The organism is Thalassotalea sp. G20_0, from assembly GCF_017744175.1.
Lineage (GTDB): Bacteria > Pseudomonadota > Gammaproteobacteria > Pseudomonadales > Endozoicomonadaceae > Endozoicomonas.
This window is the reverse complement of record NZ_JAGHQV010000003.1, coordinates 31278-54614: the sequence shown is the minus strand read 5'-3', so window position 1 is coordinate 54614 and position 23337 is coordinate 31278. Positions and strand designations below refer to the sequence as shown.

The following is a 23337-nucleotide window of genomic DNA, read 5'->3' as shown; positions in this document are numbered from 1 at the left end:
AAAGGCGACTATGGAAAGCGGCGCAATTACTCTTACCAGTCCATTTTATCTGATGATCCCACTGGCGCTGATGGCGCTGGTGCCCTTTCTTGCGGTGATGGGTACATCCTTCCTGAAACTGGTGGTGGTATTTTCCATTCTCAGAAACGCTACCGGTCTGCAGCAGATTCCTCCCAATATCGCCATGAATGCCCTGGCTATTATCCTGACACTGTACATCATGGCACCGGTAGGTTTTGAGGCATGGGATATCGCGCAAGAGGAGAATATCAGCTTTCAGGGTGAAGACAGTAAAGAATTGATAAATAACATGGAACTGCTGATAGCCCCCTATCGGGACTTCCTGAAAAAAAATACCACGGAGCGGGAAAGAAACTTCTTTCTGAAAACCGCAAGAATATTGTGGCCAAAGGCGTACCAGGCACAACTGAGCGCAGATGACCTGGTGGTTCTGATGCCGTCCTACTGTATCACTGAACTGACCAAGGCGTTCGAGATTGGCTTTCTGCTCTATTTGCCGTTTATCGTTATTGACCTGATCGTCTCTAACATCCTTCTCGCTATGGGTATGATGATGGTGTCACCCATGACCATATCCCTGCCCTTCAAGCTCTTGCTGTTCGTACTGCTGGATGGCTGGACCCGGCTAATCCACGGACTGGTGCTAAGTTATGCATGACCCGCATATACTGACACTCACAGCCCAGGCACTCTGGCTGACACTGTTACTGTCCATGCCTCCTATCATCGCGGCATCGGCGGTTGGTCTGCTGATCAGTTTGATTCAGGCACTGACCCAGATTCAGGAACAGACACTGCCATTTGCCTTCAAACTCGTCGCGGTCATTATCAGTATCTTCCTGACATCCCGCTGGATGGGTATCGAGGTCTATAACTTCTCAGTGGCTGTGATGGATATGTTCGAAAGGCTCTGACCATGATCCTGCCCATTGATGATCTGAAAGAGTGGTTTTACATCCTGTCAATGGGGATGCCCCGCATCGTTGCCATGTTTACCGTTCTGCCCATGCTGCACAAGCGGAACCTTGGTGGGTCCATGATTCGCAACGGCATCTGCATGAGCCTGGTGCTGTTCATGCACCCCATGCTGTCTGAGACCAAGCCCGACGAAACACTGTCAATCTACGACACCGGTGGCATCGTGATCAAAGAAGTCTTTATCGGTGCCATCATGGGTTTCGTCCTGGCGATCCCATTCTGGGCAATGGAAGCTGCCGGTTTTTTTATTGATAACCAGCGGGGTGCTTCCATGGCCAGTACCCTCAACCCGTTTTCCGGCGCGGAAACCTCCCCGATGGGCATCCTGTTCAGCCAGGCCTTTATTGCCATGATCATGACCAGTGGGCTGTTTCTATTGATGCTGGAAAGCATGATGCTCACCTATCAGGTCTGGCCAGTATTCAGCTACTTCCCAAATATCAATCAGGACGCAGTAACGTTTTTCCTTGGCCAGTTTGACCTGATTATCAAACTGTCCATGTGGCTCTCCGCGCCGGTCATCATCTGCATGTTTATTACCGAATTTGGCATTGCCCTGATCAGCCGGGCGGCTCCCCAGCTGAACGTGTTCATCCTGGCCATGCCCATTAAATCTGGCGTTGCCCTTGCTATTCTGGTGGTTTACATAGGAACCATTCTGGAATTATCCCAACAGCACATGATGGGAATCCCTGAGATGTTTGAATCATTGGGAGTGATCTGGAAATGAGTGCAGAAAAAACCGAACAGCCCACCCCCAAAAAACTCCGCGATGCACGGCAAAAAGGCCAGGTTGCCAAAAGTAAAGAAGTATCCGGCACCTTTAACCTTATCGCGGTACTGGCAACGCTCTGGTACATGAGTGACACCTTTATTGACAAGATCAAGCAGATGGTGGTGTTTCCCACGTTGAGCTACAACGAACCCTTTGAAGTCTCTTTCAAAATCGTTACCCACGGTATTCTTGAGTTAACCATGGACCTGCTGATTCCCCTGGTCGCCGTCTCCATGTTTTCTGCCATTATCGGCAACGTCATGCAGTTTGGCCTGCTGTTTGCGCCTGAAGGTATAAAACCGGATATTGGAAAAATCAGCCCGGTCGGCGGGCTGAAAAAGATTTTCGCCATGAAAAACCTTATGGAGTTTTTCAAGTCGGTGATCAAAATCCTGTTTCTGTCATTTGTTGTGTATTACGTCATATACAGCAGTGTGGGCGACATGGTTGACATGCCCTATTGCGGCACTTCATGCATATTACCGGTCGCTGCCCATCTGATTAAAAAGCTGCTGCTCTACGCCATGGTTGCTTTCGTGATAATTGCCATCCTCGACTATATGTTTGAGCGCTACAACTTTATGAAACAGAACCGGATGAGCAAGGATGAGGTCAAACGGGAGCATAAAGAGAGTGAAGGCAGCCCGGAAATCAAAGGTAAGCGGAAGGAGATTCATCAGGAAATACTCAACCAGGCGGAAAACACCGGCAAGTCAGACGTTGTTATTAAAAACCCGACCCATCTGGCCATTGGTTTGCAGTACCGCCAGGGTAAGACGCCACTGCCCATTGTCACGGTTAAAGGTCGTGGTGGTCATGCCCGGTTTATTATCAAAATTGCTGAAAAAGAAGGCATTCCTGTTCTTGAAAACGTGCCACTGGCTCATGCCCTGTTCCATTTAAACATTGCCGATTTTATTCCCGGCGAGCTGATTGAGCCCGTTGCTGAAGTATTCCGCTGGGTACAGGAAATTAAAGAGCAGGAAAATGAGGGAGAGTCGCCTGGCGAATAGCAAGTAGTTCACCAAATGACATCATATTTTATCCTCTCCCTTCCCGTATCAAAGCTTTGATCAGCAGGTCGACAACCTCCCACTGCCTGTTCTGTGCTGCAAACATCAGGGCACTGATGCCATTTTCCATACCGGCATTGAGCTCAGCGCCCTTATCGATCAACAGCCTGACAGTCTCCACGTGTCCATTCCGGGATGCGCACATAAGGGCAGTGGCACCATTGCCCATGCGTACATTGACCTTGGCGTCACTGTCGATCAACAGCTCGGCAACATCCCGATGCCCTCTCTCGCATGCCGACATCAAGGCAGTAAAACCATCGTTCCTGGCAACATTGACCTCAGTGCCGATATCGATCAGCAGCTCGACGACCTCACGACGCCCGTGCAGGGACGCCAACATGAGTGCGGTGGTACCATTTTCTAAAACAACATCGACCTCAGCCCCCCTGTCGATCAACAGCCTGACAATCTCCACATGCCCATTCTGACATGCAAACATCAGGGCAGTGAGGCCAGTGTGCATAACGGTATTGACGCCAGCCCCCCTGTCAATCAGCAACCTGGCAACCTCCCGGTGTCCTTTCTCGCATGCAAACATCAGGGCAGTGGAACCATCATCCATGGCAACATCGATTTCAGAGTTGTTGTCAATCAACAGCCGGGCAACCTCCTGGTGCCCATTCCGGGATGCCGACATCAGAGGAGTGAAACCGTCGGGCATACAGACATTGACAGAAGCGCCCTTGTCGATCAGCAGCCAGACAATATCACTGTGGCCGCCCCGGGATGCAAACATCAGGGCAGTGAAGTCATCGTTGTTACTGGCGTTGATTTCGGCCCCCCTGCTGATTAGCAGCTCAGTGGTGTCCAACTGCCCTTTCATGGCTGCCAACATCAAGGCATTGATGCCATCAACCATACAGGCATTGACTTCAGCTCCCCTGACGATCAACAGCCTGGCGACCTCCCGCTGCCCGTTCTCCGATGCCGACATCAGGGCAGTCAAGCCATTGTCAGTTACGGCATCGACCTCAGCGCCACTTTCGATCAACAACTCCGCGACCTGACACCACCCGCTCTCTGAAGCCAATATCAAAGCAGTGGAACCATCTTCCATACTGTCATTGACATCAGCACCGTGGCCGATCAACAGCACGGCGACCTCCCGGTGTCCGTTCCGGGATGCCGACATCAGGCAAGTCAAGCCATTATCCAGCCTGGCACTGACATCTGCACCTTTGTGGATCAGCAGCGCAGCGACCTCCCACTGCCCGCTCCAGGATGCCGACATCAGGACAGTGTAACCACCGTCCATACTGTCGTTGACCTCAGCACCGCTGTTGACCAGCAGTTTAACGATCTCCCAATGCCCGTTCCTGGCTGCAAATATCACGGCATTGGCACCATCATCCATCCTGGCTTTAACATCAGCGAACCTGCCGATCAGCAGCCGGACAATCTCCAGATGCCCATTCCGGGATGCCAACATCAGGGCAGTCAAGCCATCTTCACTGACGGCATTGACCTCAGCATCGCGGTCAATCAGCAGTTCAGCGACCTCACGCTTCCCGTACAGGGATGCCGACATCAGGACAGTCAAGCCATTGTCTGCACAGGCATTGACATCTGCGCCGTTGCCGATCAGCAGCCTGGCAACCTTACGGTACCCGTTATTGGCTGCCAGCTTCAGGGCTGTTGAGCCATCATCCATAACGGCATTGACCTCGGAACCATTGTCGATCAGCAACTCAGCGGTCTCGCAATGCCCGTTCCCGGATGCCAACATCAGGGCTGTGGAGCCATTTTCCATAGCGGCATTAACCTTAGCCCCCCTATTGATCATTAGCCTGGCAGCCTCCACGTGCCCTTTATCGGATGCCGACATCAGGGCTGTCCAGCCATTGAGATTGTCGGCATTACTCCGGCAGACATTGACCTCAGCTCCCCTGTCCATCAGCAGTACGATGATCTCCCGGTGCCCCCTGCTGGCTGCCAGCATCAGGGCAGTGGTGCCTTTGTTGGTAACGGCATTGATGTCAGCGCCGTTATTGATCAGCAGGTTGGCGATCTCCCGGCACCCGATCAGGGATGCTGACATCAGGGCGGTGATGCCTTTGTCCGTAACGGCATTGACGTCAGCACCGCTGTCGATCAGCAGCCTTGCGACCTCAAGGCGCCCGTTCTGGGATGCCCATATCAGGGCGGTTAAGTCATGCTCCATAGGAACATTAACATTAACCCCTTGTAACAACCGGGAACGAATCAAAGACTGATCCCCACGAATACAGGCGTAAAAAAATATCGGATCAGGGAAGTGTTCATCCCGGTAATATTCACCGGTATGCTCATTCACCAGAGGCATCGGATTATTCTGACAAGCCGCGCACTTTCGTGTCCCGGCCAGTTCTTTGGCAAAATCCCTGGAAACACGATCCAGATCAAAGCGGTGCCCGCACCGGGTATTTACGAACACGGGTACTGCGTCACGGCCATGAAAAGCCCCATGTCCAGTGGAATCAGAAACCTCATCCGACGACCCGGAGACCTCCATGGGAACGGAGGATGAATAATCGGAAGTGACATCCATAGAGCAAACACCCGCATGTGTTAATCAGTGACAGGGTTAGATGAACAATAAACAAAAAAATTCAATGCAATAACAACTGTTTAAAGGCGTTGGGAGCACAGGCTGGCTTGATGCTGTCTCAGTCTTTCTTCCTGGCCAGGGCAGCGCTCAGGGCTTGCAGGCTGGCGATATTATTGCTCCCGGCAGCGATGGACAGCGCGGTGAGACCATCCGTAGTCCGGGCGTTGAGATCTGCCCCTGCCGCAATCAGGGCTTGCAGGCAGGGGATGTTATTGGTCTCGGCAGCGATCATCAGTGGAGTACTCCCATCATCCGTGCAGGCAATGTTGGGATCCGCCCCGGCTGCAATCAGGGCTTGCAGGCAGGCGATGTTATTCTCCTCGGCAGCAATGTAAAGTGGGGTGGCCCCATCATCCGTGCAGGCAATGTCGGGATCCGCCCCGGCAATAAGCAGGGCAAGCAGGCAGTCGATGTTATTGTTCTGGGCAGCAATGTACAGCGGGGTAGCACCATCTGTATTTCGGGCGGTGTTAAGCTCCACCCCGGCAGTAATCAGGGCTTTCAGGCAGGCGAGGTGATTGTCCTGGGCAGCAATGAACAGCGGGGTGGTGCCCGAATTCAGGGCGGCGTTGAAATCTGCCCCGGCAGTGATCAGGGCTTGCAGGCAGTCGATGTTATTTTTCTGGACCGCGATGAACAGCGGGGTGGCACCCGAAGTCCGGGCGGCATTGAGATCCGCCCCGGCAAGGATCAGGGCTTGCAGGCAGGTGATATGATTGTTCTCGGCCGCGATAAATAGCGGAGTGGTATTCAAAGTCCGGGCGGCGTTGAGATCGGCCCCGGCAGCGATCAGGGCTTGCAGGCAGGCAATGTAATTATTCTGGGCAGCGGTGAATAGCGAGGTGGCACCCGACGTCATGGCGGCATTGAGCTTTGCCCCTGCGGCGATCAGGGCTCTCAGGCAGGCGGTGCTATTCTGCTGGGCAGCAATCAACAACGGGGTGGTACCATCCGAAATCCTGGCGACATCAAGCCCTGCCCCGGCAGTGATCAGAGCTTGCAGGCAGGCGATGTGATTCTTCTGGGCAGCGATGAACAGCGGGGTAACACCTGTATTCAGGACAGCATTGAGCTCCGCCCCGGCAGTGATCAGGGCTTGCAGGCAGGCGATGTTATTGTTCTGGGCAGCAATGTACAGCGGGGTGGCATCCTCCGGACCCTGAGTGGCATTGAGTTTCGCCCCGGCAGCGATCAGGAGGCGCAGGCAAGCGGTGCTATTGTGACAGGCAGCGATGAACAGTGGTGTGGCACCCGAAGCCAAGGTGACGTTGAGATCCGCCCCGGCAGCCAACAGGGCTTGCAGGCAGGCGGTGTTATTGTCCTGGGCAGCGATTAACAGAGGGGTGGCACCATCCGCAGACCGGACCGTGTTGGGATCCGCCCCGGAAGCCATCAGGGCTTGCAGGCAGGCGACGTTATTGTTCTGGGCAGCGACGATCATTAGATTAACTTGCTGCCCAGTAACAGCAGACCTGAACGTTTTCCGGGCAGTGCTGGGGTCCAGCCTCAAAAGCGCGGTTAATTTCTCGACATCACCAGTACGACAGGCTTGCAGTGGGAGGGCTTCGCAGAAGGGTGAGTCCTCATAAACACAGGCACCGGCCTCCCGTACCAGCGGCAACACTGCCTGGCGACAAATGCAACAGGTCCCTTGCCCGAATCCGGAACCGATCCATCTCGAAATACAGTCCAGATCAAACCTGTGCCCGCATTTGGTTTTGACGACAACGGGTACCACACTACGGCCATGGAAATCCTCTTTGCAAATGGAACACTCATCATCACTGAATGACCCTGAAGTATCAGTGGATACAGGATAAGAGTAACAGCCAACGGCATTCATAAAACAGTCGTATTGGTAAATGGTTGAAAAAGCCTGGAGAAAAAGGATAAACAATAATTCAATATAAATAGCTGCCGCTGGTAAAGAAAAATTCCGAGAGCTTTATTACGACGAAAGTATTATAAATTTAATTACAGGAGTGATCAGGAACAAACGATGTTAATCTGTCATCGTAATCTTCAAGCTGTTATTTTCCATATTAATAATCTATCGTCGTTTACAATCTAAACAGACGAATTACCCCTTCTGAGCATGGTAAGAATATTCAGCGAAGAGTCAGGCATTAAAACGACAGTATTTGATTAAATGGTAGTTGAAGAAACCATTGATCTTTGTTTTAACCCGGATATTTCATAAACTGCCCCGAATCTTGCGCACGATCACATGGATGTGGGAGATAGGGCAACGCAGGATGCCAAAGCCGGGGACTTTGTTGCTCTGGGGGATTTGTGAGGGAGCGCCGTGCAGGGCAGTCTATTCCCGGACCTGTAGCCTTCCTGCACTGGTGAATGGGCTGACCGGTGATTGGTATGCTTTTCAACCATTTGCTGGAGTAGCACCGGTCGACCCAATACTTCTACTGAAAAAATCAGTGAGCACCTGCCTGGTTCCCTCCATCGGATATAATGTTTGCGGGTCCGATGCGATGATGGGTGACAGCAGCTGATGCGTTTCTTTATCAAAGTACCGTCCCGGCCTGCCACTCTCTGTCCAGTATAATTGATCCGAGAGAGTGCCTGAAACGAATCTACGGTTATCCTTATCAATATACTGCACAATATCACTCAGAAAACGCAGGGTCATGATGGTATCCGGAATCAACTTTGACTCTACCCAACAGCAGATACTCAGTTGCTGTGTCAGATCTGCTCCCCATGTGACAGGGCATGTCTTCAGCTCACTTTCCTGATCAGATAAAGCATAATGGATCAACCGCCGGGAAACAGAACTATAGTTTTCATTCCATCTACGGGGGTGCGTTGCCAGCAGAAATGGTAAAACGGACAACTCTTCATATTTCATTGCATAGCTACACGCTAACTGGTCATCCAGTGCTTTTATGTGGTTGTTGTAACTGCCAAAGCGATGGCTATGGCGGTTTATTTGATCCGTAAATGACACCATCAAATGACTGATTCTCTCCATGGTTCCGGTATTGCGAGTATGTAATGCGTCAAGCCAGATTTCCCTCACCAGACGGAAAAAGACCGGATAATCCAGGTACGCGTTTCGACTGATTACCGGAAAATCTGCAGGCAGACTTCTAATCAAGGCCTGATACTTTGGAGCACTCTCTTTGAAAGCACGTCGAAAGTCATCATCAGAAAAATCCTTGAACTCCCCGGGATCAAAACATGCCCAAAGATCAGGGTGAACCTTTGGATGAAGACCCTCGTATTGATCGTCAGGACTGTTGCAAACCTGCATGGCAGACCTGAAATCACACAAAATATCAACACCTCTGCCAACTTTCAAAACTGGCCACCCATAGCGGATATAGATTGCTGATTCCTTCAGTGACTCTGGCCACTGGCTGACAATTTCAGCCACTTTTTGCCGGTCTGGCCACGCAGCGGAGAAATGTTGGTTAAATTCGCAGTGCACACGTTTTTTAAGTGACTGGGCGAAATCCATAACCTGACTTGCCAGACGGAGCTTGCTATTAGTGCCGGGAGTGTTGTCAACTGCCTCATCAAGGCTGTTCAGTATGGTGGTGATATCAACACGTCTGTCAGTCAGCTCCTGAAGAATGCGATCTACCGTCAGTGGTTCGGTTGACCGTTGCTGCAATGTTTTTTCTGCGGCGCAGATATCCTGGTCAGAATACCCCTGATACTTCAATTGCAGACGCTCAGATAATGCAAGGGTGGCGTGCCGTGCGTCGAAGCTTGCTACGTCTGCAGAACAGGCGGCTTGCTGATCTGGCGGCAACGGTAATTGATCGGCTGTGACAACAGGTTGTGAAGCGGATGGTAATGGTGACCCGGTAGGATAAGTCATAAGTAAACACCATATAATTAAACTTTTGGTTTACGTTCAGGACTGCCAGGAGTGAACGTTATCTTTGGCAGCTCAAACGTTTTCAGGCCTGTATCACGCTCCCCCAGTGAAGTCTGCCTTACTGATAAAAATTCTTTCTGTCGTTTATCAAAAATTTTATTACTGCTAAGACTGCGCACCAGATTGACGTGGGATTTAAATTTAGTCACCACACTCATCATGCCCTTTGTCAGCGGGCTTTTATGTTTTTCTGCCAGAAAAATCTGGTCAAAAATACTTCTCACTGATGGTGATTCAGTTATCCACCATATCCGTGAAGTCTCCAGCACTTCAGCAAACTCTTTCAGCAGTTTTTTTTCATCCGTTGTCAGTGGCTCAACATGGCTGTCATCCCGGAAAAAGTGCACCCTGTCTTGCAAACTGCTCAATTTTTTTAAGTTCCTTCCACAAATATCCGTCATCAGCTTCTTCATGACCGGCTGATACAAATGATAGTCTGCGGGCTTTAATGCTACAGAATATTTCGTATTACCGGTTGAGCTGCACGCTGCCGGACGCTCTATATTAACGAATGGTTTATTACCGTAATGACTTTGGCTACCCGGGCCTGCAACATCGGCTAAAGGATCCTTCCCTGAAAAGCTCCAGACCTTTTCAGGCACCAGCCAGCGGGCACTTTCTGTCGCTTTTGCCCGCCGGTCACCGCCAGTTTTCCCACCGGTGACTAATTCCTGCAGGTCCAGCGTTCCCGGAATAAATTGACTATCAACCCGCAACATAACATGGTGGGTATGATCCTCTTTTTTCACAAAAAGCCTGGCTGGTGACACCAATCACCATTGGTTAAGCTTCTGCCAGCAGCCCTTCAGTTGTGACAGTCTCGTTTTCAACTCAGCGATGGAGTCCAGTGCGGGCTCTCTCAAATCAAAGGGGTGCATCATATCCGGTAAATCCAAACCACTGATTGACGATGGGGCGGGCATTACCTCATTGCATTGACTCATGTACTTTAATAAATATGACCAACTTGAAGCCAGCTTATAAACTACACAACATCTCTCATCTTGCTTTGAAGCATATTTATCTGGTGTTGAACCCTCACTGACCTTCGACCCTGCCTGCTCATACACTTTATTTTCAAAGTAGTTTTTACAGGTTTCCCCTCCTCCACGAAGATTATCTGTTGAGCGCACCCGAAGAAGAGAAACGGCTGCTGGTTTTGCATCCTGCACCTGATCACCGGGCAGACCCAGATAGTCTATTACTCTCGCTGTAACACCAAATTCCAAAATATTTTGCCTTCTGAATAGCAAATCAATTAAGGCGATGTAGATTTAAAAAACATAAAAAGTTCAGAGGCATGAACCATTATTTATGAAGTGGTCTAATGACTCCTGAACCCCCATCTGAGAAGGTTCAGGCCGCCCCGGGAGATTCCTGACTGTTAATCTCCACGGCATATAACTGCCAACAGTCAGGCACCAATAAAGTCAAAAAACTCCTGTAAATTAGCGGGCAAGTTGCCTGATGGTCGGCGTAATATCCCGAACTGGTCATTAAACAACGAAATATATGCCATGATTTGCAGAACAGGTAGCTTAAAAACCAACTGATTCAGTTCTTCAACCGATTTTGGTTCGGGTATGGGACCAGCATGACCCTCACGATATTTTTCCCAGAAGAAATAGACAGCCAGCCGGAAAATCCGGTTATCTTCAAACACGTCACCGAAAGCTTTGTTATCATCCAATAGTTTGGCACCATAACTGAGCAGCAGTACCAACCGTGATAATTTGTCGGTCTCCCGTAAACTGTAGTCACCAATGCTCACGGATGTAAAACTGGGACGAACACGGAATAAATTCGGGTCCGCCCCGTGTTTCAGTAACAGCAAAACGGTTTCCAGAGAACCGAAATTCAGGGCATAAAATAACGGTGGTTCATCGCAGCTATCGCTCTGGTCCAGGTTAAACCCCTGATCAAGCAGTTCAACAATTTTGTCATTCGCCCCACTGGCAATCCATTTGTAGATATCGTCTCTCTCCTCGAATGGATCCTCAGGATATCGATACCACCAAATTATCGGCCCAGTGTCGCTTGTACCTCCCGAAGCATCACGTTTTACTGATTCCGAATGTTCTGAGCATTCAACGTTTCGCTCTCTCAAAGTGCTACCGGCAAACTGGTGGTACTGCTGAGTGCTCAACAGAGAATTAACCGAAGCCTCAGTCGGCAATGTTTCAGAGGTTTCTGGTAGCGGTCGGGGGAAATCTGGCCGGACAGCCAAATGGTGGTTGATCATGCTTGAATACTCTGAGTTGGCCAGCGTTTGTTTCGTGCGACATTTTGACAACATTAACAACGGAAAAGTTCTTGAAAATAATTCCGGGACTTGACTGCCTGGCGGATGCAAAGTGGCAGAACTGCCTTTTCTTAGTAAAAAAAGGCCTATGTAACTCAAACCATTCTTACCATGACGATAACACTGGCGATTATCTCCTCCCCATTTAACGTATAGAAATCAGCAATTGTTACACAACAGTGAATTGATATAACTGCAAACAACCTGGTTATTAAGGTATTGATTTGATACGGCAACCGGACGTCCCCCCAACAGGCACAGCCATCGACCCGCAAACTCTGGCACCCCCGCCCACAGAACCGGAGGGTCGATGGAGAGGGCTGGGTGTGACCATCCAATCCGGGGGGATTGCGCTTCTCCAGTCGTTGAACCCTTTCTCTGATTTATCCAGTTCCAGCCCTCCGGTATCCGGTGTCGTAAGCCCTGCTGCCGACATGAATCCTCAGAGCCTTGATGGCCGGGCCAGTCATTTCCTGCAGTTCACCGCACTGGCTGGACGGGCAATATCTGCCTATACCGGCCTGCCCTCAGAAGTCATTAGCCTGCTGAGCAATCTTGCCAACCTTTCGGTTGCGGGTCGGTTTGCCAGGGATCAGTTTAATTCGTTCACAGCCCGTGCCGATTTTCTACCCGAGCCTGACACACACAGAGAAAATACGCCGGGCGAAACACCGGAAACAGCTAAAGAAAACCCCGGAAAAGCGCCCCGGATCCCACCACCACAGCCCGAAGCCCCGTGACCACGACACTCCGGGCAGGCCAGCTGCCAAACATGCCTCTGGCACTGGGCGCTCTGGCGAGCCTTTCCTTTGCAGGCGCGTCAACAGCATCCGGCGCTGACACCACGGTTGACGTGGCGGATGCCGAGACTCTGGGCAAGATCTGCCATGATGCGGAATCATGCAGCAAAAAATATCGGCTGACTAAGGATATTGATGGTAGCCAGTTAACCCGCCCCATTGGTAATGAAGCCCATCCGTTTACCGGCCAGTTGGACGGTCAGGGTCATACCATTGGCAAGCTCTCCCAATGCCTGGTAGAAAACCTTGAGGGCCGTATCGATAACCTGACCCGCATAGTCCTGACAGCCCTGTATACCATGTGCTGACCAGGTATGAATCCGATGACCATGACGAATCGGTGATGATAGAGCTGACGGATATGGCAACAGTCAGTAACCCCATGGCGAGCACAGAACAGGAAACGGAGCAACAACGTCCTGATAGCCCTGATTAAAACAATGGCTACAGATATCTGCATTTCCATAATGTTTTCTGGCAATCACATCTCTACCTGCAGAAACTGGAATTACTGGCTATCTTATGTCCATATTGGTTTGTCAGGAGGTTCAAGTGTCCAGAGTCATTCAATTATGTCTTATTGGCATGATTGCCGTCTTCGCCACTGTCCAGTCATGCCTTGGTGGGGCAGAAACCAACGATAAAAACAAACCGCTCCTTGCAGAAATAACATCACCGATGCCGCACCGGGATTCGTCACTATCTGAATCAGATAAAGAAGCGCTCAAATCTACTGTCCTTGAGATGGTTCGAAACCTGAACACGTTTGACTTTGACGAGTTCGCCAGCTTCTTTGCTGAAGACGCATTAAAACTGTTAAAGCATCAGGTGCAACGCTACCACTCAAGTCATTTGTTTCAAATTATTTTTCCTGAAGGACGGGCAAAGGCCAATGAACTGAGTCCACAGGATTTTTATGTGCGAATTATTTCCAAATCAAAATTTAATGTGGGTATTTCCCGGGCCTACGAAATTCATGTGCCCCCCAGGTTTCGTATGCGGGCAGATGATGATGGAGAGATTGTAACCGTTTTAACCATCTTCCCGGAGTCATACTCCGGCTATCAGACCAGAAGCGAAGTGTTCACCTTCAGGAAAGCGGGGAACCAATGGGTTCCGGAGGTTCCGGACTTTATTCTCAGCGACTTTAAATATGACCTGACCCGAAACTTTGCCAGCCCGCGCACGTTCTACCCGCTCTATCCGGTCATGGATACTTTCAATATTATGATGGGTTCCTTCAAGCCTTCGAGTTAACCCGGAAGACGAGATTCACGGAAATATTGTTCCTCGTCTCTGTAATCGCAATTCCTTCCGTGTGGCCTCGGGCAAAGGCAAAACTCTCGGATCACGTCCATTGAGATGTTTCCCAATGGCACGTAAGCTGGCACCTTTGAGCGACAGCGGTGTGGTTTTCGGGTTTATCTTATATTTACGGATAACCTTGCTGACCAACTTTCTGGTCAGCTTTTTATCCGCACGAGCGCCACACCTGAGCAGTTCAAAGGCAATATCAACCCGCTTTTTCCAGGCAGCTAACTCAAGGGGGGCTATCCTGTCGCCATCGACGCTATTAACATCCGCATGATAATCCAACAGCAAGTTCACACTCCTTAAACCCCCGGTGTGCACCGCAATAGCCAGAGGGGTGGTCAAGCCGGCTGACTTGCCATTAACGTCCGCACCGGACTCCAGCAACAGCTTCGCGATCTTGATATCCCCCAATCTCACCGCTTTGTATAGTGGCGTTTCGTAGCCCGAGCTTCTGCTATTAGTGTCTGCCCCATGCTGCAGAAGTAGCTTTACGGCACCGATATGCCTATGGTAGACAGCCCAAAACAACGGGGTGTAGCGTCCCTTGGTCTTGGCGTCAGGATTCGCACCGTGTTTTAGCAATACCTTCATGACCTTAATACTGATAGGCTTTTCCTTAAGGATAGAGTTCAACGGCGTTTTGACACCAACGGCATGATCGTCAGGGTTTGCCCCATGCTCCAGCAGCAATTCCAGGATCTTGATACGACGATGGTTCACCGCCGTTTTCAACGGGGAATCCTGATATTTCAAATAGTATTCTTTGCGAATGTTCACGCCTTTATGCAGTAGCCGTTCAACTTCATTGCGGCGTCCGGATCTGACAGCCATGACCAGGTCCAGCTTGTCCCGAACCGTAATTTTACGTTTCCCATGTGCAGTCGGTGTCTGGTAATGGGGACTGGTATCTTGTTTTCCGCTGGCCTGGTCAACAGGGTCGGAGAGGGGGGATTGGCTTGCCGGTGTTTCAATCCTGAGTGCTGGCGTATTGCTGATACTGTTCATGATGTCTGCTCTTCATCAGGGACATCATTAAAATATAGGGCTTACGCATTGATCTGATACACCATTTGCATGAAAACTGTATATAGGACCTGTTGACGTTTAGTTGTGAGCTCAGTAACAAAACGTCAACAGGCTCCCGGGAAAAGTGATGACTGCCAGAACAAGCTTTAGCCAGAAGAACGATCACTGTGGCCCGGAACCGGTTCAATCACCAGGCTGCCTTCCCGGATATTAAATTGAATCTGCCCATCAGCATTATGTCTGGCAAGTGATTCGATGGTTGCCGCCAGTTCCGGTGTTTTGACCAACGAGATCAATGGCATCCCGGCCAGCTCTTTCAGCAATGCCTTCTGAAAGCTGTCCACGATCATGGTTTTGAACAATGCCACTTCCAGGTCAATCCGGGCTTCCATAAACGCTATCTCAGTAAAATAAATGGCCTCATCTTCCCTGGAATATCTCAGCTGGGTGAAGCCGGTAATTTGCACCGGCAGTTTTTCCGTGACCATCCCCCCAAAGATATCCGCATCCACCTTGCCATCGATATGGAACATCAGGGGCTTGCCATCCCCCTGAAGAAAAATCTGCGGCGTGTCCAGATAGAGCTGCACCGCCATCATCGGCAGCATATCCAGATTGCGAATCTGTGGTGACAGAAAGCCTTTATCCACCAGCTGCTGAAACTGCTGCTGGCTATAGACCTCCCGGTCATTTCCTGCACAGCCCCCCAGGAGAATAAGTGCCAGAGCGCAGAAAACGTTAGCGAGCCAGAATCTGGTTGGCCCTGGCAACAGCCTGCCCCCGATTGGAAGCCAGTGCATCTGCCCAACGGGTGGTTTCCGGCAACCGGAAGCGGGTAAGACATGATTCAACATAATGCACCGCCGTGTTCAACGATATTCTATGGCCAATACTGATATACAGTGGGCGGGTTGCGCTTCGGGTGCGCAGCACGCTGCCAATCACTTCATTATTATCCCGCAGTTCAACCCTGGCCCCTTTCCCCTCTGGCAGGGTATCACTGTGTCCACAAAGTCGGCTCTTGGCAACCCCAATGGCGGGCAGCCCGGTGAGCACACCAACATGACAGGCAACGCCAAAGCGCCGTGGATGGGCCATTCCCTGACCATCACACAGCAACAGATCAGGCGTTATCCGCAACTGGCCAAGTGCATCCAGAATCGCCGGGCACTCCCGAAATGACAACAATCCGGGGATATAGGGCATCCGGGTCGGTACTTTGGCAATGGTGTAATCCAGCAGCTCCAGGGCGGGAAAAGCCAGAACCGCAACGGCGGCACGGGTTACCCGCCCGTTATCTTCAAAGCCAACATCAACACCGGCAACACGGGTGATTTCAGGCAGGTCATCCTGTTGGATCACCTGACTGGCCAGTGTCGTTTGAATGGATATGGCTTCGGCATAGGAAAGGTCCCAGCGAAGGTCAGCAAACTCAGACACTCAACCCATTCCTTAACGGCAGGCGAAGGGTGACCTCAAGACCCGGGTGGGCATTGCGGGCAGCAATGGAGCCGTTATGTTGTGATACTGCAGTACTGGCAATGGCCATTCCAAGACCCGTTCCATCATTTTCCTTACCCCGGGTTTCATCCACCCGGAAGAAGGGTTCAAACAGATCGTCAAGGGTCTCTTCAGGCACCCCCGGCCCATAATCACGAATACCAATCAGTGCCACATCATTGTCACGCAACAGTCGCACCTCAACTTCCGAGCCTTCCGGAGTGAAACGAATCGCATTTCTGATGATGTTTTCCACCGCACTGGAGAGAAACTCACGAACTGCCACCAGCTCAATGTTAGCGGTTTCTTTCAATACCACGGCCTTATCACGGGCCTGGGCTTCAAAGCTGCCATCGTCCACCAGCTTTTTCAGCATACCTTCGAGAGCTATTTTCTCGCAGGCCATGTTGGCCATATTATGCTGAATACGGGAAAAGTGGATGATCTGCCCGATCAACTGATCCAGGCGTTCTATCTCCCGCTCGATGCGCGCATGCTCTGCCTCGGCATCCGGCGTTTTTCGTCTGGCCAGCGCCAGAGAGATCTGCAACCGGGTTAACGGCGACCTTAACTCATGGGAGACATCCCGCAACAACCGTTCTTTACTGAACACCAGAGACCCGACCTGCTCCGCCATGTGGTCAAAATCCCTGGCCAACTCACCCAGCTCATCCCGGCGCCTGGCAACCTTGCCGCCTACCCGGGCACTCAGGTCGCCACGGGCCAGCTTTCTGGAGGCCCGCTGCAAGTTCCGAATCGGCCCCACCAGGTAGCGGGCCAGAACCACACAGAGAAAGAAGCTGACACCCAACGCCAGAATAATAAGATGCCACTGACGTGCAATAACCTGCTGCACCCGCCAGTGCACCAGCATTGGCATCTCTTTGGTGAGATATAGTTCGTAGGGGGCATCATTCAGGGTAATGCGCTGTGGGCCGACTACCACCACCCCCCTGCGAAAGGTAATGGTCGGATCGCTGAGATTCCGGGTTTTATTGTAGGCAGAAATCAACTCTTCAGAGATCGACGCACTGCCCAGAATATTTCCCTCGGTATCGAACAGGTAGTAACCACTGCCGGGGAACCGGGGAATGGGTAAATGTACGGAAGTACGGGAGAGCAGTTCCATTTTACGGGCCGCTATTTCCAGCTCACGAAACAGCGCCCGCCGCTCGGACAGAAAGTCCGAAGGGTCCACGGTGATGGCAAAGGCCAGAAACAACGTCACCAGCATGGCAATCATGGTCAGCCAGAACCACAGAAAAATCTTCCAGAAGACACTGTGCCATGGCCAGACCACCAGCCCGGGGATTTTAACTCGCACTGGCAACCCCATCAGCCCGGAAGAATATAAAAGTAACCAGACCCACGCACGGTTTTTATCCTTGGATTGCCGTCAGGCCGGGTACCAATCTTCTTGCGCACATTACTCACATGCATATCAATGGCCCGATCATAAAGTGTCAACTTACGGTTAAGGGCGATCTGGGTCAGGTCATCCCGGGAAATCAGTTCACCGGCCTTTTCAATCAGCGATTTCAGCACCAGAAATTCAGTGGCCGTCAACTCCAGTGGTTCACCGGCAATGGCGGCCTCACGGTTGGCCAGATTCAGGGCAATATCATCAATCTGCAGGGTTCGGCTGGTGCCTTCCGGAATCAATGGTGTGCGCCCACGACGCAGAATAGCCTTGATTCTGGCCACCAGCTCACGGTGATTGTAGGGCTTGGGCAAATAATCATCCGCACCAATTTCCAGACCGATAATCCGATCCACATCATCGCCACGGGCAGTCAGCATCAGAACCGGGATGTCCGACTGCTGGCGTATCTGCTTCAGGGCATCAAAACCGTTCAGTTTCGGCAAGGTTACATCCAGCAGCACCAGATCATGCATCCCGGACAGAGCGGCATCGACCCCGGCTTCACCATCATGAACCGCAGAGACCGTAAACCCTTCTGTGGCCAGATATTCCACCAGCAATTCACAGAGCTCGATATCATCATCAATCAGCAACAGCCTGGCACTGGTTTTGCCTGTACTTATAGAGTGACTCATAGGATGTGCTCCATAAAAAAAAATACCCCGCCTTGGGGGAAAGCGGGGTTAAAGGTACAGCTCGTAAAGTAACTGATGGTATGGCCAGCCTGCCCCCCGCCCGGGTTTTCTGGCTGCCTCTGCTCATTGGTTTAATAAAGAGGCTTGCCCAAAGCGCGGGACATCATATCACTCATCAAACAGGAATGCTTAGTTAAACAGCGGCAAGGCATCACATCAGCCCCGGGCAGTAACGACGTTGATCTGGGATTCAGTTTATTGACTTGCATCTCAATCGGGTCAATAGATCCGGTAAAAGCAGTGTAAAGCCCTGACTTATTCCATTTTAAACAGTAAAGGATTCGCCAATAGTGGTTTTCCACATGGTTCTCGATGGATGAACCTCATACTATCCGTCACAGTATATAACCCTGTATACTATCCGGCGCTTTGCACGGGGCATTTCCCTATCTAAAGCCAAAGGCACACGCCCTTTCCCTGAGTCATACAGGGTAATACTTAAGACCGCCAATACCTTCTTCCCCTAACAGGTTATGACGTTTGCAAAGACAAATAAGTGGCAGGTATTTTGCTGAATGCAAACAGTACGGAGCTATCAATGATCACTAACATCACTGATCGTAAACTCGGAAAATGGCTTCCGATAGGCGCTTTAGCCACCTCTATTTTCCTTCTGGCCGGTTGCTCGGAGGAGCAGCAGCCACAACATCAAATGCCGCCACCCGGTGTATCGGTTTTCAGTGTCATCGATCAGGAAGTAGGCGACTATTATGAATACATTGGCCGTTCAGAAGCGATCAATGAGGTAGACATCCGTGCTCGTGTAGAAGGCTTTCTGGTCAAAAGAAACTTTACGGAAGGCGGTATGGTTGAACAGGGCCAGCTGCTTTACGAAATTGACCGGGCACCATTTGCAGCTGCCCTCAAAGGTGCCGAGGCCCAGCTGGCAAGCAGCAAAGCTTCCCTTATTAACGCCCGGAAAAACCTTGAGCGTAGCCGGGATCTGCTAAAACGGGGAGCGATCAGTCAGGCTGACTACGATAATCAAACCAGCTCGGAAGCCCAGGCGGTCGCTGCGGTGGAAGCAGCAGAAGCCAGTCTGGAAACAGCCCGGCTGAATCTTGGCTACACGCAAATTTCCGCACCCTTCACGGGGGAAATTGGCAAATCAACCTACAGTGTTGGCAATCTGGTGGGTCCCACCAGCCAGCCTCTGGCTACGTTGACCAGCATGGATCCAATCTATGTTACCTTTCAGGTGGATGAACGACAGCTGATCAGCCATCTGGCAGAACACCCCGGAGCCATAACGGCGCAGGAAGCCAGCGTTGAGGTCGAAGAAAAAAGCAGGTTCAAACTCTCTCTCAGACTGCCAAATGGCACTGAATACGACCAGCCAGGCACCTTCAGCTTTGCCGACACCCAGATCGATGAAACCATGGGTACCCTGACCCTGCGAGCCACCTTCCCGAACCCTCAGGGTATTATTCTGCCGGGCCTCTACGTCACGCTGCAGGCAGAAAGCAATCAGAAAACGCCCATGCCCCTGATTCCCCAGGCCGCAGTTCAGCAGGATCAGTCCGGCTATTTTGTCCTGGTTGTAACGCCGGAAAATGTCGTTGAAACCCGACAGGTGGAAGTCGGTCGTCGTATCAATGCCATGTGGGCGGTAAAATCTGGCCTTAAGCAAGGTGAGCAGATTATCGTTCAGGGCCTTCAGAAAGTGCGTCCGGGCAGCAAAGTATCGCCAACCCTGGTTAACGTAGACCCAACCACCGGTACGCTTTCATCACCCGCTTCCGCCAAGCCACAGGAGCAGGATATCTGAGATGATCAGCCAGTTTTTTATTAACCGGCCCAAGTTCGCATTCGTCATCTCGATTGTGATCACCATGGTCGGTCTGATCTCGCTGACAACGCTGCCAGTGAGTATGTTCCCGGAAATCACGCCGCCCCAGGTAACCATCAACGCCACCTACCCGGGTGCCGATGCAGAAACCCTGGAATCAGCGGTTATGCGCCCCATTGAAGAACAGGTAAACGGGGTTGAAGGGATGATTTATATGGACTCCAAAGCCTACAACAATGGCAGTGTGTCCATCACCGTCACCTTTGATTCCGGCACCGACCAGGACATCGCCATGGTCAATGTGCAGAACCGGGTAGCCGCTGCCGAACCGAGTTTGCCCGAACAGGTTCGCCGACTGGGCATCAATGTACGAAAACAGTCGTCCAACATGCTGCTCGGGGTCAACCTGGTGTCTGAATCCGGCAAGTTTGATCAGGTCTACCTGAGCAACTACGCCAGTAACTACCTGTTAGACCCAATGACCCGTATCAAGGGCGTAGCGCAGGCTCAGGTGATGGGTGCCATGACCTACAGTATGCGCATCTGGCTGAACCCCAGTCGCATGGCGGCACTGGGTGTCACCACATCCGACATCAGTAACGCCATTAATGAGCAGAATGCCATTGTTGCCGCCGGACAACTTGGACAAGCGCCCAATCAGCCTGATCAACAATTTACCTACACGATACGTACCCGGGGACAGCTGGAATCCCCTGACGCTTTTGGCAATATCATTATCCGGGCAAACCCGGATGGCTCTTTTGTCCGCATCAAAGACATTGCAAAAGTGGAACTTGGCTCCCAGAACTATGAGGGTGATGCACGGCTGAACCAAAAACCTACGGCATTTCTGGTTATTTACCAGCAACCGGATGCCAATGCCATGGACGTGGCCAAAGGCGTGAAAGCCCAGATGGAAGAGCTGAAGAAGGACTTCCCCCAGGGCATGGACTATACCATCAAGTTTGACACCACGGAGTTTATTAACGAGTCCATCAATGAGGTGGTGAAAACACTGTTTGAAGCCGTATTTCTGGTTATTCTGGTGGTATTCCTGTTTCTTCAGAACTGGCGTGCAACTCTCATTCCTGCCATCGCCATCCCGGTGTCGCTGATTGGTACCTTTGCGGTCATGCAGGCACTGGGGTTCTCCATCAATACCATCAGTTTGTTTGGCCTGGTATTGGCCATCGGTGTTGTGGTGGACGATGCCATTGTCGTTATTGAAAACGTTGAACGACTGATCACAAAAGAGGGCATGGCACCAAAAGAGGCCACCCGCCTGGCGATGAAAGAGGTTTCCGGTCCCATTGTTGCCACTACCATGGTACTGCTGGCGGTTTTTGTGCCCGTGGCATTTATGCCGGGCATTACCGGGGGGCTCTATACCCAGTTCGCCGTGACCATTTCTGTGGCGGTACTGATCTCCTCGGTCAACGCGTTAACCTTAAGTCCCGCGCTTTGCTCGGTATTACTGAAAAAAGGAAGTCTTGACCAGATTGCCTGGCTGAAGCCGGTAGACACCTTTATTCACAAGTTGACCGGGGGTTACCAGGGCTGGGTAACACTTTTACTGCGCCGTTCCATTCTGGGCGTTGGCCTTCTGGCGGTGATGCTGGGCAGTACCGGCTTTATGTTTACTACCACACCTGGCGGCTTCGTCCCAAATGAAGACCAGGGCTTCTTTGCGGTCAACATTCAGCTGCCAGATGCGGCTTCATTAAATCGCACCCAGGAGTTGATGGGGGAAATCACCGACCAGATTCGCTCCGAACAGGGTGTGGATAGTGTTATCACCATTTCCGGCTTTAGTATCTTCAGTGGTTCCAGCAGTAATGCGGCGCTGGCCATTGTCGTATTGAACGATTGGTCAGAGAGACAGAGTCCCGAGCTGCATCAGGACGCCATTCTGCAAAGAACCCAGGCAAAATTGTGGTCACTGCAAGAAGCACAGGTCATGGCTTTTGCCTTCCCACCCATTCCGGGTCTTGGGTCATCCGGTGGCTTTGACTTCCGGTTGCAAGACACCATGGGACGCTCACCCCAAGAGCTCAGCCAGGTCATGAACGGCCTGATTTACCAGGCCAACCAGCAGCCGGAACTCGCCCGGGTGTTTTCAACCTGGCAGGCCAATGTACCGCAATACCTGCTGGAAGTAGATCGCCAGAAAGCCAAAGCCCAGGATGTATCGTTATCCGAGATTTTCATGACGCTGCAAACCCAGCTGGGCTCACTGTACGTGAATAACTTCACCCTGTTTGGCCAGAACTATCAGGTCAACCTGCAGGCTGAAAGTGCTGACCGGGCAGGACCGGCTGACCTCAGCAAGTTCTATGTCCGTAACAGTCAGGGACAAATGGTGCCATTGACCACGGTTGCTTCCCTGAAACCCGTGCTGGGCCCCAGCAGCATCGGCCATTACAACCTCTATCAATCCGCCAACATCAGTGGTCAGGCTGCTCCGGGTTACAGCTCCGGTGACGCCATTGAGGCAATGGCCCGACTGGCACAGAATCTTCCCCAGGGTTATACCTATTCCTGGTCAGGCCAGTCTTTACAGGAAATCGAAGCAGGAAACCTGGCTCCCATCCTGTTTGCGCTGTGCTTCCTGTTTGCCTACCTGTTCCTGGTCGCCCAGTACGAAAGCTGGACCATGCCACTGGCCATCATCAGCGCCGTGCCTATTGCTACCTTTGGTGCCTTTGTGGGGATCAATATCATGCGACAGTGGAATCCGGTGCTGGCCAATGACATCTATGCCCAGATCGGGATGGTGCTGTTAATCGGTATCGCAGCAAAAACGGCGATTCTGATCGTGGAATTTGCCATGGTTCAGCGTCGGGAAGGCAACAGTATTTTTGACTCAGCCATCAATGCCGCTGGCCTGCGTTTCCGTGCCGTCCTGATGACCGCCCTGTCCTTTATTCTCGGGGTAATGCCACTGGTACTTGCCACGGGTGCCGGTGCCGCCAGCCGTCAGATCATCGGTATCACGGTAAGTTCCGGTATGTTGGCGGCCACTATCTTTGGCACCCTGCTGATTCCGGTGTTCTATCTGCTGCTGCAAAGAGTGCGTGAGCACTTTGATCCTGACAAGGCGAATAGTTAATTGAATCAGGAGGATGATGTGTACAATCTCCGTTCACC

The 23337-nt window shown here is 51.4% G+C and carries 21 protein-coding genes; 10 read left to right on the top strand and 11 right to left on the bottom strand.

The genetic code is table 11. From position 1 onward, the window contains the following. Positions 1-10: 10 nt before the first annotated feature. From sctR to sctU, 4 genes are read left to right on the top strand one after another with little or no spacing between them, the layout of a single operon-like run. Complete coding sequence (gene sctR, locus J7438_RS02310; protein WP_209202777.1) at positions 11-679, top strand: type III secretion system export apparatus subunit SctR; 669 nt, start codon at positions 11-13, stop codon at positions 677-679. Continuing rightward, a complete protein-coding gene (gene sctS / locus J7438_RS02305) occupies positions 672-935 on the top strand; it encodes a type III secretion system export apparatus subunit SctS (RefSeq protein ID WP_101748640.1) in 264 nt (87 codons plus the stop codon). Before sctR ends, sctS begins: the two co-directional genes overlap by 8 nt. A 2-nt stretch (positions 936-937) precedes the next feature. Next, the gene (gene sctT / locus J7438_RS02300; protein ID WP_209275289.1) at positions 938-1729 is read left to right on the top strand and encodes a type III secretion system export apparatus subunit SctT; all 792 of its coding nucleotides are present in this window, start codon (positions 938-940) and stop codon (positions 1727-1729) included. Then, entirely contained in the window at positions 1726-2787 is a 1062-nt protein-coding gene (gene sctU, locus J7438_RS02295) for a type III secretion system export apparatus subunit SctU (RefSeq protein ID WP_209275288.1), read from the top strand. The genes sctT and sctU overlap by 4 nt, the downstream gene beginning before the upstream one ends. A 28-nt stretch (positions 2788-2815) precedes the next feature. Here sctU and J7438_RS02290 read toward each other — a convergent pair whose 3' ends face one another. The 6 genes from J7438_RS02290 to J7438_RS02265 all read right to left on the bottom strand — a co-directional run bounded on the left by J7438_RS02290 (position 2816) and on the right by J7438_RS02265 (position 11583). Beyond that, positions 2816-5377, bottom strand: coding sequence for an ankyrin repeat domain-containing protein (locus J7438_RS02290; protein ID WP_209275287.1), 2562 nt, complete (start codon positions 5375-5377; stop codon positions 2816-2818). A 118-nt stretch (positions 5378-5495) separates the two neighbouring features. Then, positions 5496-7280 carry an ankyrin repeat domain-containing protein gene (locus J7438_RS02285; protein WP_209275286.1) on the bottom strand — a complete coding sequence of 595 codons (1785 nt, stop codon included), beginning with the start codon at positions 7278-7280 and terminating at the stop codon, positions 5496-5498. A 537-nt stretch (positions 7281-7817) separates the two neighbouring features. Then, the gene (locus J7438_RS02280) at positions 7818-9281 is read right to left on the bottom strand and encodes a hypothetical protein (protein ID WP_209275285.1); all 1464 of its coding nucleotides are present in this window, start codon (positions 9279-9281) and stop codon (positions 7818-7820) included. Between the two features lie 17 nt (positions 9282-9298). Further along, complete coding sequence (locus J7438_RS02275) at positions 9299-10090, bottom strand: hypothetical protein (protein WP_209275284.1); 792 nt, start codon at positions 10088-10090, stop codon at positions 9299-9301. 24 nt (positions 10091-10114) lie between these two features. After that, positions 10115-10570: a hypothetical protein gene (locus J7438_RS02270; protein ID WP_209275283.1), complete on the bottom strand. Its 456-nt coding sequence runs from the start codon at positions 10568-10570 to the stop codon at positions 10115-10117. Between the two features lie 185 nt (positions 10571-10755). After that, positions 10756-11583 (bottom strand): hypothetical protein, encoded by an 828-nt coding sequence (locus tag J7438_RS02265; protein WP_209275282.1) that lies wholly within the window; start codon positions 11581-11583, stop codon positions 10756-10758. A gap of 284 nt (positions 11584-11867) precedes the next feature. On the opposite strand from J7438_RS02265, the gene J7438_RS02260 reads away from it, so the two are divergent. From J7438_RS02260 to J7438_RS02250, 4 genes are all read left to right on the top strand, one after another. Further along, a complete protein-coding gene (locus J7438_RS02260) occupies positions 11868-12383 on the top strand; it encodes a hypothetical protein (protein WP_209275281.1) in 516 nt (171 codons plus the stop codon). Further along, the gene (locus J7438_RS02255) at positions 12380-12751 is read left to right on the top strand and encodes a hypothetical protein (protein WP_209275280.1); all 372 of its coding nucleotides are present in this window, start codon (positions 12380-12382) and stop codon (positions 12749-12751) included. Before J7438_RS02260 ends, J7438_RS02255 begins: the two co-directional genes overlap by 4 nt. Beyond that, complete coding sequence (locus J7438_RS27555) at positions 12745-12879, top strand: hypothetical protein (RefSeq protein WP_286196331.1); 135 nt, start codon at positions 12745-12747, stop codon at positions 12877-12879. The genes J7438_RS02255 and J7438_RS27555 overlap by 7 nt, the downstream gene beginning before the upstream one ends. 116 nt (positions 12880-12995) lie before the next feature. Then, the gene (locus tag J7438_RS02250; protein WP_209275279.1) at positions 12996-13700 is read left to right on the top strand and encodes a hypothetical protein; all 705 of its coding nucleotides are present in this window, start codon (positions 12996-12998) and stop codon (positions 13698-13700) included. A gap of 15 nt (positions 13701-13715) precedes the next feature. Here the strand turns inward: J7438_RS02250 and J7438_RS02245 are convergent, their stop codons facing one another. The 5 genes from J7438_RS02245 to J7438_RS02225 all read right to left on the bottom strand — a co-directional run bounded on the left by J7438_RS02245 (position 13716) and on the right by J7438_RS02225 (position 18341). After that, entirely contained in the window at positions 13716-14762 is a 1047-nt protein-coding gene (locus tag J7438_RS02245; protein ID WP_209275278.1) for an ankyrin repeat domain-containing protein, read from the bottom strand. A gap of 167 nt (positions 14763-14929) precedes the next feature. Beyond that, positions 14930-15553, bottom strand: a complete 624-nt coding sequence (locus tag J7438_RS02240; RefSeq protein ID WP_209202789.1) for a hypothetical protein — start codon at positions 15551-15553, stop codon at positions 14930-14932. Further along, positions 15522-16223 (bottom strand): deoxyribonuclease V, encoded by a 702-nt coding sequence (nfi, locus tag J7438_RS02235; protein WP_209275277.1) that lies wholly within the window; start codon positions 16221-16223, stop codon positions 15522-15524. The genes J7438_RS02240 and nfi overlap by 32 nt, the downstream gene beginning before the upstream one ends. Further along, positions 16216-17607 carry an ATP-binding protein gene (locus tag J7438_RS02230; protein WP_209275276.1) on the bottom strand — a complete coding sequence of 464 codons (1392 nt, stop codon included), beginning with the start codon at positions 17605-17607 and terminating at the stop codon, positions 16216-16218. Before J7438_RS02230 ends, nfi begins: the two co-directional genes overlap by 8 nt. Before the next feature lie 11 nt (positions 17608-17618). Further along, positions 17619-18341 (bottom strand): response regulator, encoded by a 723-nt coding sequence (locus J7438_RS02225; protein WP_209275275.1) that lies wholly within the window; start codon positions 18339-18341, stop codon positions 17619-17621. 598 nt (positions 18342-18939) lie between these two features. Between J7438_RS02225 and J7438_RS02220 the strand changes: the two genes are divergently transcribed. Continuing rightward, complete coding sequence (locus tag J7438_RS02220; RefSeq protein ID WP_209275274.1) at positions 18940-20169, top strand: efflux RND transporter periplasmic adaptor subunit; 1230 nt, start codon at positions 18940-18942, stop codon at positions 20167-20169. 1 nt (position 20170) lies between these two features. Continuing rightward, entirely contained in the window at positions 20171-23299 is a 3129-nt protein-coding gene (locus J7438_RS02215) for an efflux RND transporter permease subunit (RefSeq protein ID WP_209275273.1), read from the top strand. Positions 23300-23337 lie beyond the last annotated feature (38 nt).

Bases quoted from the DNA above. Each gene is read 5' to 3' on its own strand.
- sctR (WP_209202777.1), top strand. From the start codon at position 11: ATGGAAAGCGGCGCAATTACTCTTACCAGTCCATTTTATCTGATGATC.
- sctS (WP_101748640.1), top strand. From the start codon at position 672: ATGCATGACCCGCATATACTGACACTCACAGCCCAGGCACTCTGGCTG.
- sctT (WP_209275289.1), top strand. From the start codon at position 938: ATGATCCTGCCCATTGATGATCTGAAAGAGTGGTTTTACATCCTGTCA.
- sctU (WP_209275288.1), top strand. From the start codon at position 1,726: ATGAGTGCAGAAAAAACCGAACAGCCCACCCCCAAAAAACTCCGCGAT.
- J7438_RS02290 (WP_209275287.1), bottom strand. From the start codon at position 5,377: ATGGATGTCACTTCCGATTATTCATCCTCCGTTCCCATGGAGGTCTCC.
- J7438_RS02285 (WP_209275286.1), bottom strand. From the start codon at position 7,280: ATGAATGCCGTTGGCTGTTACTCTTATCCTGTATCCACTGATACTTCA.
- J7438_RS02280 (WP_209275285.1), bottom strand. From the start codon at position 9,281: ATGACTTATCCTACCGGGTCACCATTACCATCCGCTTCACAACCTGTT.
- J7438_RS02265 (WP_209275282.1), bottom strand. From the start codon at position 11,583: ATGATCAACCACCATTTGGCTGTCCGGCCAGATTTCCCCCGACCGCTA.
- J7438_RS02245 (WP_209275278.1), bottom strand. From the start codon at position 14,762: ATGAACAGTATCAGCAATACGCCAGCACTCAGGATTGAAACACCGGCA.
- J7438_RS02225 (WP_209275275.1), bottom strand. From the start codon at position 18,341: ATGAGTCACTCTATAAGTACAGGCAAAACCAGTGCCAGGCTGTTGCTG.
- J7438_RS02220 (WP_209275274.1), top strand. From the start codon at position 18,940: ATGATCACTAACATCACTGATCGTAAACTCGGAAAATGGCTTCCGATA.
- J7438_RS02215 (WP_209275273.1), top strand. From the start codon at position 20,171: ATGATCAGCCAGTTTTTTATTAACCGGCCCAAGTTCGCATTCGTCATC.